This is a genomic window from Rhizorhabdus dicambivorans (assembly GCF_002355275.1).
Classification (GTDB): domain Bacteria; phylum Pseudomonadota; class Alphaproteobacteria; order Sphingomonadales; family Sphingomonadaceae; genus Rhizorhabdus; species Rhizorhabdus dicambivorans.
In genome coordinates this window covers 2,019,332-2,033,015 of record NZ_CP023449.1, presented here as the reverse complement: position 1 = coordinate 2,033,015, position 13,684 = coordinate 2,019,332, and the positions used below count along the sequence as shown (strand labels likewise).

Genomic DNA, 13,684 nt, shown 5'->3' with positions numbered 1-13,684 from the left:
GAGGGACAATGGAGCAGTTGCGGGGATCGTTCTTCATTGGCGGTGATTGGGTGGAGCCGGCGAGCGACCGGCGCTTCACGCTGGTCGATGCGTCGAGCGGGGAAGCGATCGGCACGGTGCCCGAGGGTGTTGAGGCCGATATCGACGCGGCCGTCGCCGCCGCCCGCAAGGCGCTCCATGCCTCCGGATGGGCCGATGCCTCCCCCGCCGAGCGCGCCTCCGTCATCGAACGCTTCCTCGCCGCCCTCACCGCCCGCAGCGAGGATATCGCCCGCTCCGTCAGCACCCAGAACGGCATGCCCATCGCCGTCAGCCGCGCCCTCGAAGGCGGCTTCTCCCTCGGCCTCGGCCAATATTATGCCGATCTCGCCCGATCCCTCGGACAGCCCGACATCCGCCCCTCCCAGATGGGCCGCGAAACCCGCGTCGAGCACAGCCCCATCGGCGTCGTCGCCGCCATCATCCCCTGGAACTTCCCCGTCACCCTCGCCATCAGCAAGATCGCCCCCGCCATGGCCGCCGGCTGCACCATGGTCATCAAGCCTTCCCCCGGCACCGTTCTCGACAGCTACATCCTCGCCGAGGCCGCCCTCGAGGCCGGCGTGCCCCCGGGCGTCCTCAACTGGGTCGCAGCAGACCGCGACGTCGGCGCCTATCTCATCGCCCATCCCGGCATCGACAAGGTCGCCTTCACCGGCTCCACCGCCGCCGGACGCGCCATCGCCCGAACCTGCGGCGAACTGCTCCGACCCGTCACCCTCGAACTCGGCGGAAAGTCCGCCGCCATCCTCCTCGACGATGTCGATCTCGATGCCTTCATCCAGGGCGTCCCCATGGCCTCCCTGCTCAACAACGGCCAGACCTGCTATCTGGGAACCCGCATCCTCGCACCCCGCCGCCGCTATGCCGAAATCGTCGATGCCCTCGCCGGCCTCGCCAACTCGCTCGTCATCGGCGACGCCCTCGATCCCGATACCCAGCTCGGCCCCCTCGCCTCCTCCGCCCACCGCGACCGCGTCGAAAACTATATCTCCATCGGCAAGAACGAGGCCCGCCTCGTCGCCGGCGGCGGACGCCCCTCCCACAGCAACCGCGGATGGTTCGTCCAGCCCACCATCTTCGCCGATGTCGACAACCACGCCCGCATCGCCCAGGAGGAGATCTTCGGCCCCGTCCTCGCCGTCATCCCCCATGATGGCGAGGAGGACGCCATCCGCATCGCCAACGACAACCCCGCCGGCCTCGGCGGCTCCGTCTGGAGCGCCGACAGCGCCCATGCCACCGACGTCGCCCGCAGGGTCGTCACCGGCACCATCGGCATCAACGGCTACCTCCCCTCGATCGGCGCTCCCTTCGGCGGCGTGAAGGCCTCCGGCATGGGGCGCGAGTTCGGGCCGGAAGCCCTCAACGCCTATCACAACACCAAATCCATCTACGTCATGGGTTGACGGCGCCGGGGACGCGGCGGCCGCGCTCAGCGGAGCGAGGCCAGCGCGTCGACGAAGGTGGGAATGGTCTCGGCGGTCAGGCCGGCAAGGTTGATGCGGCCCGATGCGGGCATGTAGATTCCGCGCTCGTCGCGCAGCCGCGCCACCTGTTGCGGGGTAAGCGGCAGGGTGGAGAACATGCCCTGCTGGCCGCGCAGCGGCGCCAGCCGGGGGTCGGCATCGGCCAGCAGCGCGCGGATGCCCCGGATGCGATCGCGCATCTCGGCCAGTTCGGTGCGCCAGTCGGCGGCCAGCGCCGGATCGGACAGGATGACCCGGACGATCGCCGCGCCATGATCGGGCGGCATCGACCAGTTGGCGCGGGCGAGGGCGAGCAGGTTGGACTGCACCACCCCGGCCGCCGCCGCTTCGCCGGCCAGCGCATAGAGCGCCCCCACCCGCTCGCGATAAAGGCCGAAATTCTTGTCGCAGCTATAGGCCAGCAGCCCTTCCCCCACGGTTTCGAGCAGGATGCGGGCGCCCGCCGCGTCCTCGTCCAGCCCCCTGCCCAGGCCCTGATAGGCGAGGTCGATCAGCGGCAGCACGCCGCGCTCGCGCATCAGCTGCGCCAGTTCGCGCCATTGCGTCATGTCGAAATCGGCGCCGACCGGATTGTGGCAGCAGCCGTGCAGCAACGCGACATCGCCACGCCGCGCCCGGCTCAGCGCGTCAAGCGCGCGAGCGAAGGTCAGCCGCTGGGTCGCGACGTCGAAATGCTGATAGGCCATGATTTCGAGCCCCGCGGCCTGCAGGATCGGGTGATGATTGGGCCAGGTCGGTTCGCCCACCCATATCCGCGCCTGCGGGTTGAACCGAGCGATCAGTTCGGCCGCCAGCCGCAGCGCCCCGGTGCCGCCGGGCGTCTGCAGGCCGACGAGCCTCGCTCCATGGTCGGCGTCGCCGAAGATGATCGGTTTCAGCGCCTCGAAGAAGCCGGCGTCGCCTTCCGGCCCCAGATAGGCCTTGGTCTCCTGCCCGGCGACCAGGCGGCGCTCCGCCTCCTTAACCGCGCGCAGCACCGGGGTCCGCCCCTGCGGGTCGCGATAGACGCCCACCCCGACATCGATCTTGCCCGCCCGCCGGTCGGCCCGGAAGGCCCCGATCAGCGCCAGCAGGGAATCGGCGGGCTGCGGCCCCAGCCCGCCCGGAAACAGGCCGGTCCCCGTCTCGCCCTCCGGCCGGGGCGCCGGTGCGACGGTATCGAGCGACATGCGAACCTCCCATCATTCCATTTATCGGGGAGCGGTGTAGCTCATCATCCCTGCATATTGCTTTTCATATTCGCGGCACATAGCGGGATTTCTGAATTGTCTGATCCAGGATTTCCCGGTTCCATGAAAGATTCCACTCTTCCCTCGCTCGATCCGCTCGACCGCAAGATCCTGGCCTGCCTGCAGAAGCGCGGCAATATCAGCCATGCCGAACTGGCGATCGAGGTGCGCGCCTCGCAGGCATCCTGCTGGCGCCGCATTCGGGCGCTCGAGGAACGCGGCGTGCTGGGGCCGACGGTGCGCCTGCTCGACCGCGAAGCCGTCGGGCGCGGGCTCGACGTGCTCTGCCAGGTCCGGATGAAGGCGCACGACCTCGACGCCCGCCACTGTTTCGAGGACTTCGCCCGGCAGCATCCCAACATCATGGAATGCTATTCGATGTCGGGGGAATGGGACTATCTGGTCCGCATCGTCGTCGGCAATGTGCAGGAATATGAGAAGATCCTGATGCAGGAGATCCTGGCCCAGGACGTCGCCGCCTCCTCCTCGCACTTCGCGCTCAAATGCGTGAAGTACAAGACCGACATCCCGATCTGACCGATCCGGCTCCGCAAGCTGGCGGTTGTGCTTGTTTCCCGGACATCGCCGTCATGGGACTCGAGCGCCTTTGCATAAGAATGAGGGGACGGAAATGGCTGACGACAAGACCCTGCTGAACCGGCAATGGCTGCTCGCGGCGCGGCCACAGGGCAAGCTCAAGCTCGGCGACTTCGAATATCGCGAGACTCCGTTCGCCATTCCCGATCTCGAACCCGGCGAGATCCTGCTGAACAACCGCGTCTTCGCCTGCGCGCCCACCATGCGCAACTTCATGAACCCGCCGGGGCGCAGCTACCGCGCGTCGGTGCCGCTGGGCACGCCCGTCACCGGCGTCGTCGGCGCGGAGGTGATCGCGTCCAACAATCCCGACTATCCGGTCGGCACCCAGGTCAACACCGTCGCGCGCTGGGAGGATTACAGCCTGCTCAATCCCGCGAAGACGGAGGTTCCGGTCTATCCGATCGAGGGCGACATCGACCTGATGGAGATGATGGGCCCGCTCTCGCTCAACAGCCTCACCGCCTATTACGGCCTGTTCGGCATCGGCAAGCCCGCGCCCGGCGAGACGGTGGTGGTGTCGGGCGCTGCCGGATCGGTTGGCACCATGGCCTGCCAGTTCGCGCGCATCCATGGCTGCCGCGTGATCGGCATCGCCGGCGGGCCCGAGAAATGCGCCTGGCTGCTCGACACGCTCGGCGTCGACGGCGCGATCGACTATAAGGGCGAGGACGTCTCCGCACGGCTGCGCGAGCTGTGCCCCGATGGTGTCGACGTCTTCTTCGACAATGTCGGCGGCGAGATATTGGACGCGGTGATGGAGAATATCGCCCCGCGCGGCCGGATCGCGGTGTGCGGCCAGGTTTCCGCCTATAACAGCGATGATCCCGCGCCGGGGCCGCGCGACATGATGAAGCTGGTCTACTGGCGCGTCCGGATCGAGGGCTTCGTGCTCGGCGACTTCGCCGACGGGGTCGCCGCCGCGCGCCAGACGATCCGCCAGTGGTTCCGCGAAGGCAAGCTCGTCGCCCGGCAGGATATCCGCCACGGCTTCGCGAAGCTGCCGGAATCCTTCCTCGACCTGTTCGAGGGTGCGAACGAGGGCAGCCTGCTCGTCACCGCTGCGTCGGACTGATACGGCGCGGGGGATGCGGACGGCGGGACGAGGCCTTGCCCCGCCGCCCGCACAAGCCTTGGATCAGATGAAGTCGCTCACCGCGAGCACAGACGCGCCGATCCCCGTGAGCTGGATCGCCGAATCCGCCGCCGCGCCATTGTTGCTCGAATAGAAGATGTAGCTGTCCGAACCGACGCCGATCACCGCCACCTCGCCATTGCCGGCGCGGCCGTCGAACAGCTGCTGGGCGGCGGTCGTGGCGGCGGCGAAGCTGGCCTGGGCCGCGCCGGTCAGCACCGCCTCGACGGCATAGCCGACATGGATGCGGTCGGTGCCGTCCTGGTAATCGGTGACGATGTCGGCCGATGCGCTGCCGAACAGCGAAGCGTTGCCGCCGAACAGGAACATGTCTACGCCGCTGCCGCCGGTCAGCCGATCGACGCCCAGGTCGCCGCTGATCACGTCGTTGCCGTCGCCGCCGGTGATGGTGTCGTTGCCCTGCCCGCCGCGCAGGGAATCATTGCCGCCGCCGCCGTCGATCGAGTCATTGCCGAGATTGCCGTTGACGGTGTCGTTGTCGGCGCCGCCGCTGATCACATCGCTGTCGCCGCCGCCGTTGATCCGATCGGATCCGTCGCCGCCGTTCAGCGTGTCGTTGCCGGCATTGCCCTGCAGATAGTCGGAGCCGCCGTCGCCGTTGAGCACATCGGTGCCGTCGCTGCCGCCATTGGCCGACTGGCCATAGAGATGGTCGTTTCCAGCACCTCCCGTCAGCGTGTCCGCGCCCGCGCCGCCGAACAGATTGTCATGCCCGTTATAGCCGAGCAGCGCGTCGGCGAAGCCGGTGCCGGTGATGTTGTCGTCGCCGCCGAACACGGTGGTCAGCGCCTCGGTGGTGGCGTCGGTGTCGATCCAGCGGGCCAGCGTGGTGGCCGGGATGCTGAGCCCGGTGATCGTATAGGTGACGGCGCCGTTCAGCCGCTCGGTGATGCTGGTGGCCGTGCCGCCGGTCACCTCGCCCGCATTGTTGAAGGTGATGCCGCTGCCGCCGAAGGTGATGGTGTAGCCGCCGCCGGTGTTGCTCACCACCTGCGTGCTGGTGGCCGAGGTGATGTCGCCGTCGAAATCATTCGCGACGCTGAACGTGTCGAACCGCACCGCGCCTACCGAACCACCCGTCAGAATAGCCATGTCTTTCCTCCCATCAACACCCGCCGCGGCCACGGCGTGGCGTGCGGCGCACGATCCTCGGGATCGCCGCGGGGCACAGGCGCCGTCGGCAGCGAATCCGAAAGGCCGGAAGCTAGCCCTGCGGCCCCGGCCCCAACATCACCCATCTGGGTTAGATGGGCCTGCCCTTCCGCGACAATGCACCGAATCTAACCCAGGTTGAGGACAGGCTGCGAAGAAGGCGTACAACGGGAGCCGACAGGAGGCCCGATATGTCCGATCTCGACTATTACCGTGAGAGGCTCGCGCAGGAATCCCAAGCCGCCCGCAGTGCTAACTGCCCGGAAGCGGAGATGATCCACAGGAGCCTCGCCGCCGCCTATGCGCGCAAGGCGCTCGGCGCGTTGCAGGACCGGGAGGACGGTGCCGAAGCCGTCCACGGGAAGGTCGTCGGCCTGCGCCCCGTCCGCACCGCCTGAAATCCGGCATTCCGGCCGATCGGCCGGGATGCCGCCCGCCGGATCAGCGATCGATCGCCGCGAGCCGCCTGGCGACCGTCCAGGACTGGGCGGCGAACAATATCATCAATATCACCGCGACGATCCCGACGAACAGGTCGAAGCCCGATACCCGCCCGAAGACGCCCGGGGCCGATCCCAGCATCAGCATGGCCAGGGTCAGCCCGATCAGCATCAGGCGAAGCTCGGTCGGGCCGGCGGCCAGGTAGGAAAGCTTGAAGTCGCCGCACACCTTCGCCGAAAGATAGGCGTGGATCGACAGCAGCAGATAGCCCGCCACCGCCAGCAGCGCGATGTCGAGCCGCACATAGGGGCTCGCGCCGATCCCGCCCAGGATCAGCATCGTCGAGACGCTGTCGCAGCTGTGATCGAGGAAATAGCCATAGGATGGCCGCTCGATATGCCGATGGCGGGCCAGGCTGCCGTCCATCGAATCCCCGAACCAGTGGACCAGATATCCAGCGATGGCCAGCCACAGCCAGGATGGGTGGAGGATGCTCGCGACATATCCGACGAAGATCGCCGCCGCCCCCACCATGCCCACCAGGGTCAGCAGGTCGGGCGTCACCCAGCCCGGCATCCTGCGGCACAGCCACGTCAGCAGGGACCGTTCGGCCGATGCCAGCATATTCTGCTGGATGCGGTGGATCTGGTGCGATTCTGGCTCGGGCGCGTCGTCTCTCATGCTGCCATCTATGATCAATCCGCTGCCCGCGCAACGGCGGCGGGCCATCGGAAAGGGGGCCGCCGGGCCGTCCGGCGATTTCTTATTTCCCTCAGCCCCTTACATTCCGGCGCGATAAGGGCTATATAGGTCCCGCTGACGTCGTTTGCGACGGATACGGGGCCGCCACGGCTCTCCCTTTGTCCCTTTCTAGCCTCACGAAGCCGGGATGCGCCGCAGTTGGCGTATGCCCGTCATGTTTTTGGGACAAGGATATCCTCCCCATGATCACCGGAACCGTCAAATTCTTCAATCCCGACAAGGGCTATGGCTTCATCGCGCCGGAGGACGGCAGCGGAGACGCCTTCGTCCATATCTCGGCGGTGGAGCGGGCCGGCCTCGGCACCCTGGATCGTGACCAGCGCGTCTCGTACGAGCTGGAAACCAACAACCGCGGCAAGACCAGCGCGGTCAATCTGCAGGCTGCCTGATCCAGCGTGGAGGCGCCTTCGCGCGCCTCCACATCCCCCCTTCAGCGCTATTTGGAGAACGCCATGTCCCGGGCCGTCAACGTTCAGGCTACCGAAGATCATGTCTCTCAGACCTGCCATAAGCTCGGCGCCAGGATCACGGCGATGGAGCCGCTCCTCTCGGGCGGAACCCGCGTCGTGCTCAGCACGGCCGTGGAGCGCGCCGCCGTTGCCCGCTCCTATGCGAAGAAGGTCATCGAGGGTGCCGTCAGGCGCTATCCGACCCGCCTGCAAGGGGCCTGACACAAGGAATCCCATGGATCTCAACTATTATTACTCGCGCCATCAGATTTCGCTGATCAACGCGACCCGGGCCGGCTCCACCGAGGCGCGCCTGGCCCATGGCCGGCTGGCCATGCTCTATGCGGAACGGATCAACGCCCATCGGCGTGATCTTCCGGCCGGAAGCGCCCCCGCCCTCTGACGTGCCCGTGCCCGCCTGGCGATGATGCCATGGCGGGGCATGCCGTTCACCTCCCTCGTTCCGGCGCCATCCCGCGCGTCGAGCCCGGAAGCACCAAAAAAGGAACTGCCAGACCTTGATGCACGCATTCAAGAACCCAGGATTTCAGGAGCGGCAGGAAGCCGCGGCACAGGCGCGGAACAAGGCGCTCGCCCAGTATCGCGATCGCCCCGCGATCGATCCGGAGACGACGGCGGCCAGGATCGCCCGTCGCCAGGCCCGCGAGGCCGCCGAAGCCGAAAAGCGCGCGGCCCTGCGCCGTGGGAAGGAAGAGGCAGAGGCGCGGCGCGAGGAACAGCGCAGGAAGGCCGTCGAGGCCGAGGCCCAGGCAAAGGCCCAGGCGGAAGCCGAGGTCCAGGCGAAAGCCGACGCCAAGGCCGAGAAGATCGCCGAGCGAAAGTCGTGGACGGAGGAAGACCGGAAGGCGGCGCGGGACGCGCGCTACGCTGCCCGCAAGGCGCGCCAGACGCGCCGATAGAGTGATTTCGAGTCAGGTGGAATCACCTGACGACTCGGAAATCGCGGCAAAACAACAGCCTGGAGCGCACAAGCCGGGCGCGCCGGTGGCGGAACGAACGCCCCGCCCGCGCCCGGCCAGCCGTTCACATCGATCGATAGATGATGTCGCGCATGATCTCCGATGTGCCGCCATAGATGCGGTGCGCGCGCGCCAGCAGGTACATCTTCGATATCGGATATTCGTTGGTGAAGCCGGCGCCGCCATGCAGCTGCAGGCACTCGTCCATCACCCGGCCTTCCACCTCGGTGCAGAACAGCTTGGCGCGCGCGCCGTCGGCCACGCTCAGCCGCCCTTCGGCATAGCGGCGGATCGACTGGTCGGCCAGCGCCCGGCCCGCCGCGATCTCGGTGGAGATCGACGCCAGCTTGAACTGGGTGTTCTGGAACTGGTCGATCGCCTGGCCGAAGGCGCGACGCGTGTGGACATAGTCGCGGGTGATCTCTAGCGCGGCCTCGCAGGCGGCGATCGCCTTGCTCGCCATCATCACCCTCCCCAGCCCGATCAGCTTCAGCGCGGATCGCAGGCCGTTGCCCTCCACCCCGCCCAGCAGGTTACCCGCCGGGATGCGCACATCCTCCAGGAACATTTCCGCCACGCCGCCGCAGCTCTTCATCATCAGGTCGGTTTCGCGGATCGTCACCCCCGGCGTGTCGGTGGGCACCAGGAACATCGAATAGCCGTCGGTGTCGCCCTCGGTCTTCGTGCGGCAAACCACCAGCGCCATGGTCAGGATCGGGCCATTGGTGATCCAGCTCTTCTGCCCGTTGATGATATAGTCGCCGCCGTCCCGGCGCGCCGACGTCTTGATCGCGCCCGCGTCGCTGCCCGCCCCCGGCTCGGACAGGGCGATCTCGGCGATGGTCTCGCCCCGCGCGAAACGCGGCAGCCATTCGCGGCGCTGCTCCTCGGTGCCGTCGTTGAGGATGGCGTAGGAGGAGAAGTCGATGCTCAGGCTCCCCTCCAGCGCGGCGGCCAGCGGGCTGTAGGCCAGTTCCTCGTTCATCACGATATGGTGGCGCACGTCGCCGCCCATCCCGCCATATTCGGCCGGTATCCCCGCGCACAGCACGCCCGCCTCACCCGCCTTGCGGAACAGGTCGGCCGGGAAGAAGCCCTCCTCCTCCCAGCGGCGGACATTGGGCTCCACTTCGCGCTGGATGAACCTGCGCATCGTCTCGCGAAAGGCGTCATGCTCCGGCTCGAACACGTCGCGCCCGAACCCCAGCGTCGCCAGCCCACTCTGTGCCATATCCTCGATCCTCTCCCGGGCCGCCCGGCGGCCCTTGTCAAATACAATTGCATTACAAACGATCGCTTCGGGGCCATCCCGTCTCAGGGAATGAGCAGCATCTTCCCGATATGGGCGTTCGCCTCCAGCGCCCGATGCGCCCCGCCTACCTCGGCCAGCGCGAAGCGCGCCGCCACCGGCATGTCGAAGCGGCCTGCCTCCAGCCCTGCGGAGATCATCGCCATCGCCTCCGCCCGGCGCGCGGCATCGGCGGCCAGCGGAAAGAAATTATAGCCGCGCATCGTCAGGTTCCGGCCGATCGCCAGATGCCGTGGGAAGGTCGCGGGCTGGTTGGAAAGCCCGCCATAGACGATCAGCATCCCGTCCGGCGCCAGGCACTCCATCAGCCGCTCGGCGAACGGCCCGGCGACGGGATCGAAGATCAGCGGCGCGCCCGCGCCCCCGGTCGCCCGCCGGATCTCGGCCACCACATCCTGCTCGTCGCTGATCACGACATACGCCGCCCCCGCCTGCTCCAGCGCCGCGCGCTTGGCGGCCTGCCGCGTCGTCGCGATCGGGATTGCGCCCACCGCGCGCGCGATCTGGATCGCGGCCAGCCCGACGCTGCTCGATGCCGCGCTGATCACCACCGGCTGCCCCGCGCGCAGCCCACCCGCCTCGCACAAGCCGCCATAGGCGGTCAGGAACGCCACCCAGCTCGCCGCCGCCTGCTCCGCCGACAGGCCCTCTGGGCGACGGATCAGCTGCGTCGCCGGCCACAGCGTCTGCCCGGCATAGGTGCCATAATCGCCGGGCCGCATCGGTGGCAGCGTCGAAACCGCGTCGCCGATCTGCCAGCCGGTCACGTTCGCGCCCACCGCCAGGATCGTCCCCGCCGCCTCATGGCCCAGCCGGGCGGGCAGCGGCGGCCGCACGATATAGGTGCCCGCCCGCTGCGCCGCCTCGGATCGGTTGAGGCCGATCGCCTCGATCGCGATCAGCACCTCGCCGTCGCCGGGCGCGCCGGGGTCGCCCTGCTCCACCTTCAGCACCTCGGGGCCGCCAATCTCATGGTAGCGGACGATATCCGTCATGCGATGCCCTCTCCCACCCATTCCATCGGCTGGCGCGGCCACGCCACCCCACCGAACTGAAATGTCCGTTTCATAGTTTTGGCTTAATTAACTTTCCCGCCGGGCGCAAGCCGGTGGCTCGGGCCGCGCCCCGGCGCGACGGGCCGATGCGAACGCCGCGCATGGCGGACGGCCGGCAAGGATGATACACGCCCGCCCCCAACCCGCTGCAAGGAGCCGAAATGGTGGCGACGATTCAATCCGGTGCGAGCTTCAAGGACAACCTCCAGCAACTGCCGCCGATAGACGGCGTGCAGCGCATCGACCTCATCGACCCCAACGGCGCCGTCGTCGCCAGCATAGAGAACCAGCCGGGCAAGCAGGGCTCGCTCGCCGTCTACCACTATCTGAAGCAGGCCTTCGGCACGCTCGACACGACGGCCGCCGACCATGGCCTCGCCCTCTTCGCCGAACACACCCCCGATGCCCGCCAGCGCCCGGGCGCGCATCCGAACATCGATCGGCTGCTGGCGATCGTGGCGGGGGGTGCACCGCTGGGGATCGAGGTGATCGCGGCGGGCTGACGGCTGTTATGGGGTAGGAAGCTGCCATTGCGTCGGTGGCACGCGTTGCTAGTCTATATGTATGGAGTTTGACGAGCTACGCAGCCGCTTGGTAGCCATTCTTGCCGTCGAGGAACAAGACCCACCGGATTGGCTCGAGGTGGAACGGCTTGCTAGCGATCTTCAACGCGAACTGCCCATCGACGCAACGCCAGAGGCGGTGCATCACTACCTTGACGATGCAGACATCCGTTGTCGCGATGAAGCATACGCGGCGCGTCAAAGGCGAGATGTGCGCCGGTTTGTTGACTCGGGAGACTGGGACGAAGGCACTCCGATTCCGACTTGGGGTTACGCCTTGTTGCTTCTGACCGGTGCAGGCCTTGTTAAGTGGCTGCTACTCTAGGCAATACAACGTCGCTATGCGTCGCTTGCTGCCGTTCGATCCGATCTGGTGGAAATGTCCGTTACGGGGTGGGAAGCAGACTTACCCATCGTCATCCCGGGCTTGACCCGGGATCCCGCTTTCTTGGAATCTAGGTGAAGGAAGCAGCGGGCCCCCGGGTCAAGCCCGGGGTAACGGCAAGGGAGTGCCACGTCGCATGCGCATCGGTTGGTCGGCGAGGCCAGCGCCCCTCGACGATCGCATCCCTAATCAACGAAACGCACACCACATTTGGAACATGAGCGTGCGAGCGGCAGACTAACCCCGCCATATTCCTTTCCCCAGAAACGGGTCCAGAACCTCTCGTCCCGTCGAAGCTTTTCTTGTGCTTCATAATCTGAGAACGCCGGCCAGCCGCAGTTGTAGCATTTCAGGTTGAACAGCCACACGCTCGGCAGAAAGCCGATAAAACCAATAGCCGATGGCCAAAAATAACCTAAGGGCCAACCGATAAAGCAAGCTCCAATGAAGAGGGAGGATATGACCGCCGCCACCCATTGCCAGCGGCGCGCGATGTGGAAACGCCTTGGAACTGGCCTGCGTTGCTCACCCAATTTCAGACCCCGAAACCATGGTGCGTGGACCACATCCAACATGTTAATTGAATATCGCGAAATCTGCTATCGTGTCGCTTGCTGCCGTTCGATCCGAATTGATTGACGCGGGAGCAATCTGTCTTCAATTTCGGCGCGCGTTAGGCAAGGCGAACCTGATGGCTGAGGCAATTTACGACTTCGCGTCCTATATTGTGAAATTCCTGGCCTATGGGGCGGTCTTCTTGATCGCCATGCAAATCAACAAATTGGCAGGACCATCCATGGGCCATTGGATAACAATCCCGTTCGGCGCGCTGGCTCTCATCGCCACGCTGGGCATTCTCCGAAAAACGGACCGACAACTGCGGCAAAAGTGGGGTTATTTGCCCCTGGAAGGGAATAGCTGACATTCGCGTTGCTTGCCCCTTTGCGTAGAATACCCGGCCCAGCCCCGTGGCAGCATCTCAGCGATCCTGGCGCTCTGCTCGCCTGCTCCAACTGGCGGCAATGGCCCCTGCGAACCAGCAGATCCACGCCGCCCAATAGAGGACCGAAACCCAGGAAGCGAAGGCGAAGGGAATGGACGCCATCCTGACGGTCGACCAGCCCAGCCCCAGCACGGCGAGTATCGGCATGACCGGATAGGTCGTCGTCGCGTCGGTCGCCCCCGCGAAACTCCAGCGGAGGCGCCGCGCATCGATGGGCGGCGCGAAAACACCATAGGCGAAGCGCGAAAACGGGTAGGCTGCGAGCAGCACAAAGGCCGGGACGAAGAAAAACTCGAGCATCGGGAGATGGTCGTAATTACACAACTCTCCCAGGGCCTCGCGCCGTGCGCAATAGCGCCTTTCCTCGGCGTCCATCAGGTCGAATTGCACCGCCAGATAGAGGAACCAGAGCAGCACGCCGGAAAACGCCGCCCACCAGCGCGTGACCTCCCCTATGCGCGATGATGCCCCCTGCGTGGTCACCGGCTCCAGCGATCCCGCTTCCTGTTCGATTTATAGGATCGGAACATCTTCTTACCCTCCGTCTCGGCAAAAGCCTCTTGGACATTTCCGTCGCGCGGCCCTAACCCGGACATTACCCCGCCCAGCATGGACAGCCAGTAGCTATTGTAAAATCGGGCGTTGCTATCGCCCTTAAACTGGGCAGTGTGATAGACTTCCTCGAACGGCGTATATTCGGTAAAACTTGTTACCTTATCGAAGCTATCCGGGCGGACATAGATCGTATTGCCTTGGGTCACCGCCTTATGCCCTCTTCGAAGGGCAAGCCGGGTAAAAGCATTCGTGTTCTCGTCGGGACCTTCCACAAACCTGATCTTGCTCACATGGTCATAAGGTAAACCGCGAACCTTAAGTTCATCCTCAAGGAACATTTTCTGATCATGCGTCGGCATGTAAGTTCGGGCGGGCGCGGGAGACTTCGGTTTCGAACTTACGTGGGGCGCCCCTTCATAACCCTCGACTTCCGTAGCCTCGAAAGGACTGATATTTCGGCGAAACGCGCCGAACAGATTCAAAAATGGGCTTGGCTTATTATCTGGCATTGCCGGTTTC

At 65.9% G+C, this 13,684-nt stretch carries 19 protein-coding genes; 11 read left to right on the top strand and 8 right to left on the bottom strand.

Annotated elements, in window-relative coordinates; translation table 11 throughout:
- The first annotated feature begins 8 nt into the window (after positions 1-8).
- Positions 9-1,448 carry an aldehyde dehydrogenase gene (locus CMV14_RS09730; protein ID WP_096367709.1) on the top strand — a complete coding sequence of 480 codons (1,440 nt, stop codon included), beginning with the start codon at positions 9-11 and terminating at the stop codon, positions 1,446-1,448.
- A 26-nt stretch (positions 1,449-1,474) separates the two neighbouring features.
- Here CMV14_RS09730 and CMV14_RS09725 read toward each other — a convergent pair whose 3' ends face one another.
- The gene (locus tag CMV14_RS09725; RefSeq protein ID WP_066967168.1) at positions 1,475-2,698 is read right to left on the bottom strand and encodes an amino acid aminotransferase; all 1,224 of its coding nucleotides are present in this window, start codon (positions 2,696-2,698) and stop codon (positions 1,475-1,477) included.
- Between the two features lie 123 nt (positions 2,699-2,821).
- Between CMV14_RS09725 and CMV14_RS09720 the strand changes: the two genes are divergently transcribed.
- Positions 2,822-3,295: an Lrp/AsnC family transcriptional regulator gene (locus CMV14_RS09720; protein WP_066967166.1), complete on the top strand. Its 474-nt coding sequence runs from the start codon at positions 2,822-2,824 to the stop codon at positions 3,293-3,295.
- 94 nt (positions 3,296-3,389) lie between these two features.
- The gene (locus CMV14_RS09715; RefSeq protein WP_066967163.1) at positions 3,390-4,430 is read left to right on the top strand and encodes an NADP-dependent oxidoreductase; all 1,041 of its coding nucleotides are present in this window, start codon (positions 3,390-3,392) and stop codon (positions 4,428-4,430) included.
- Between the two features lie 63 nt (positions 4,431-4,493).
- Here CMV14_RS09715 and CMV14_RS09710 read toward each other — a convergent pair whose 3' ends face one another.
- Positions 4,494-5,603 (bottom strand): calcium-binding protein, encoded by a 1,110-nt coding sequence (locus tag CMV14_RS09710; protein ID WP_083216018.1) that lies wholly within the window; start codon positions 5,601-5,603, stop codon positions 4,494-4,496.
- Between the two features lie 251 nt (positions 5,604-5,854).
- Between CMV14_RS09710 and CMV14_RS09705 the strand changes: the two genes are divergently transcribed.
- The gene (locus CMV14_RS09705) at positions 5,855-6,061 is read left to right on the top strand and encodes a hypothetical protein (RefSeq protein ID WP_139114757.1); all 207 of its coding nucleotides are present in this window, start codon (positions 5,855-5,857) and stop codon (positions 6,059-6,061) included.
- A gap of 43 nt (positions 6,062-6,104) precedes the next feature.
- Here CMV14_RS09705 and CMV14_RS09700 read toward each other — a convergent pair whose 3' ends face one another.
- Positions 6,105-6,785, bottom strand: coding sequence for a CDP-alcohol phosphatidyltransferase family protein (locus CMV14_RS09700; RefSeq protein ID WP_066967185.1), 681 nt, complete (start codon positions 6,783-6,785; stop codon positions 6,105-6,107).
- Between the two features lie 263 nt (positions 6,786-7,048).
- Here CMV14_RS09700 and CMV14_RS09695 point away from each other — a divergent pair, with 263 nt between their 5' ends.
- From CMV14_RS09695 to CMV14_RS09685, 4 genes are all read left to right on the top strand, one after another.
- Positions 7,049-7,255 carry a cold-shock protein gene (locus tag CMV14_RS09695; protein ID WP_066967154.1) on the top strand — a complete coding sequence of 69 codons (207 nt, stop codon included), beginning with the start codon at positions 7,049-7,051 and terminating at the stop codon, positions 7,253-7,255.
- Between the two features lie 63 nt (positions 7,256-7,318).
- Positions 7,319-7,537, top strand: coding sequence for a hypothetical protein (locus tag CMV14_RS09690; protein ID WP_066967152.1), 219 nt, complete (start codon positions 7,319-7,321; stop codon positions 7,535-7,537).
- A gap of 13 nt (positions 7,538-7,550) precedes the next feature.
- Positions 7,551-7,718, top strand: a complete 168-nt coding sequence (locus CMV14_RS26700) for a hypothetical protein (RefSeq protein WP_176489094.1) — start codon at positions 7,551-7,553, stop codon at positions 7,716-7,718.
- Positions 7,719-7,836: 118 nt separating this feature from the next.
- Positions 7,837-8,235, top strand: a complete 399-nt coding sequence (locus CMV14_RS09685; protein WP_066967148.1) for a DUF6481 family protein — start codon at positions 7,837-7,839, stop codon at positions 8,233-8,235.
- Positions 8,236-8,359: 124 nt separating this feature from the next.
- Here CMV14_RS09685 and CMV14_RS09680 read toward each other — a convergent pair whose 3' ends face one another.
- Positions 8,360-9,526 (bottom strand): acyl-CoA dehydrogenase family protein, encoded by a 1,167-nt coding sequence (locus CMV14_RS09680; RefSeq protein WP_066967146.1) that lies wholly within the window; start codon positions 9,524-9,526, stop codon positions 8,360-8,362.
- Positions 9,527-9,609: 83 nt separating this feature from the next.
- The gene (locus tag CMV14_RS09675) at positions 9,610-10,599 is read right to left on the bottom strand and encodes a zinc-dependent alcohol dehydrogenase family protein (protein WP_066967143.1); all 990 of its coding nucleotides are present in this window, start codon (positions 10,597-10,599) and stop codon (positions 9,610-9,612) included.
- A 221-nt stretch (positions 10,600-10,820) separates the two neighbouring features.
- Here CMV14_RS09675 and CMV14_RS09670 point away from each other — a divergent pair, with 221 nt between their 5' ends.
- Both CMV14_RS09670 and CMV14_RS26455 read left to right on the top strand, forming a co-directional pair.
- Positions 10,821-11,162, top strand: coding sequence for a DUF2322 family protein (locus CMV14_RS09670; protein WP_066967140.1), 342 nt, complete (start codon positions 10,821-10,823; stop codon positions 11,160-11,162).
- 61 nt (positions 11,163-11,223) lie between these two features.
- Positions 11,224-11,547: a hypothetical protein gene (locus CMV14_RS26455; protein WP_139114756.1), complete on the top strand. Its 324-nt coding sequence runs from the start codon at positions 11,224-11,226 to the stop codon at positions 11,545-11,547.
- Between the two features lie 245 nt (positions 11,548-11,792).
- Here the strand turns inward: CMV14_RS26455 and CMV14_RS26450 are convergent, their stop codons facing one another.
- Positions 11,793-12,182, bottom strand: coding sequence for a hypothetical protein (locus tag CMV14_RS26450; protein WP_139114755.1), 390 nt, complete (start codon positions 12,180-12,182; stop codon positions 11,793-11,795).
- A 116-nt stretch (positions 12,183-12,298) separates the two neighbouring features.
- Here CMV14_RS26450 and CMV14_RS09665 point away from each other — a divergent pair, with 116 nt between their 5' ends.
- The gene (locus CMV14_RS09665; RefSeq protein WP_066967131.1) at positions 12,299-12,529 is read left to right on the top strand and encodes a hypothetical protein; all 231 of its coding nucleotides are present in this window, start codon (positions 12,299-12,301) and stop codon (positions 12,527-12,529) included.
- 57 nt (positions 12,530-12,586) lie between these two features.
- Here the strand turns inward: CMV14_RS09665 and CMV14_RS09660 are convergent, their stop codons facing one another.
- Positions 12,587-13,093, bottom strand: coding sequence for a hypothetical protein (locus CMV14_RS09660; protein ID WP_066967128.1), 507 nt, complete (start codon positions 13,091-13,093; stop codon positions 12,587-12,589).
- Positions 13,090-13,674, bottom strand: a complete 585-nt coding sequence (locus CMV14_RS09655; protein WP_139114754.1) for a hypothetical protein — start codon at positions 13,672-13,674, stop codon at positions 13,090-13,092. The genes CMV14_RS09660 and CMV14_RS09655 overlap by 4 nt, the downstream gene beginning before the upstream one ends.
- Positions 13,675-13,684 lie beyond the last annotated feature (10 nt).

Coding starts and splice junctions, on each gene's coding strand:
- CMV14_RS09710 (WP_083216018.1), bottom strand. CDS start 5,603: ATGGCTATTCTGACGGGTGGTTCGGTAGGCGCGGTGCGGTTCGACACG.
- CMV14_RS26700 (WP_176489094.1), top strand. CDS start 7,551: ATGGATCTCAACTATTATTACTCGCGCCATCAGATTTCGCTGATCAAC.
- CMV14_RS09680 (WP_066967146.1), bottom strand. CDS start 9,526: ATGGCACAGAGTGGGCTGGCGACGCTGGGGTTCGGGCGCGACGTGTTC.
- CMV14_RS09720 (WP_066967166.1), top strand. CDS start 2,822: ATGAAAGATTCCACTCTTCCCTCGCTCGATCCGCTCGACCGCAAGATC.
- CMV14_RS09685 (WP_066967148.1), top strand. CDS start 7,837: ATGCACGCATTCAAGAACCCAGGATTTCAGGAGCGGCAGGAAGCCGCG.
- CMV14_RS09715 (WP_066967163.1), top strand. CDS start 3,390: ATGGCTGACGACAAGACCCTGCTGAACCGGCAATGGCTGCTCGCGGCG.
- CMV14_RS09730 (WP_096367709.1), top strand. CDS start 9: ATGGAGCAGTTGCGGGGATCGTTCTTCATTGGCGGTGATTGGGTGGAG.
- CMV14_RS09655 (WP_139114754.1), bottom strand. CDS start 13,674: ATGCCAGATAATAAGCCAAGCCCATTTTTGAATCTGTTCGGCGCGTTT.
- CMV14_RS26450 (WP_139114755.1), bottom strand. CDS start 12,182: ATGTTGGATGTGGTCCACGCACCATGGTTTCGGGGTCTGAAATTGGGT.
- CMV14_RS09725 (WP_066967168.1), bottom strand. CDS start 2,698: ATGTCGCTCGATACCGTCGCACCGGCGCCCCGGCCGGAGGGCGAGACG.
- CMV14_RS09675 (WP_066967143.1), bottom strand. CDS start 10,599: ATGACGGATATCGTCCGCTACCATGAGATTGGCGGCCCCGAGGTGCTG.
- CMV14_RS09700 (WP_066967185.1), bottom strand. CDS start 6,785: ATGAGAGACGACGCGCCCGAGCCAGAATCGCACCAGATCCACCGCATC.
- CMV14_RS09690 (WP_066967152.1), top strand. CDS start 7,319: ATGTCCCGGGCCGTCAACGTTCAGGCTACCGAAGATCATGTCTCTCAG.
- CMV14_RS09670 (WP_066967140.1), top strand. CDS start 10,821: ATGGTGGCGACGATTCAATCCGGTGCGAGCTTCAAGGACAACCTCCAG.
- CMV14_RS26455 (WP_139114756.1), top strand. CDS start 11,224: ATGGAGTTTGACGAGCTACGCAGCCGCTTGGTAGCCATTCTTGCCGTC.
- CMV14_RS09665 (WP_066967131.1), top strand. CDS start 12,299: ATGGCTGAGGCAATTTACGACTTCGCGTCCTATATTGTGAAATTCCTG.
- CMV14_RS09695 (WP_066967154.1), top strand. CDS start 7,049: ATGATCACCGGAACCGTCAAATTCTTCAATCCCGACAAGGGCTATGGC.
- CMV14_RS09705 (WP_139114757.1), top strand. CDS start 5,855: ATGTCCGATCTCGACTATTACCGTGAGAGGCTCGCGCAGGAATCCCAA.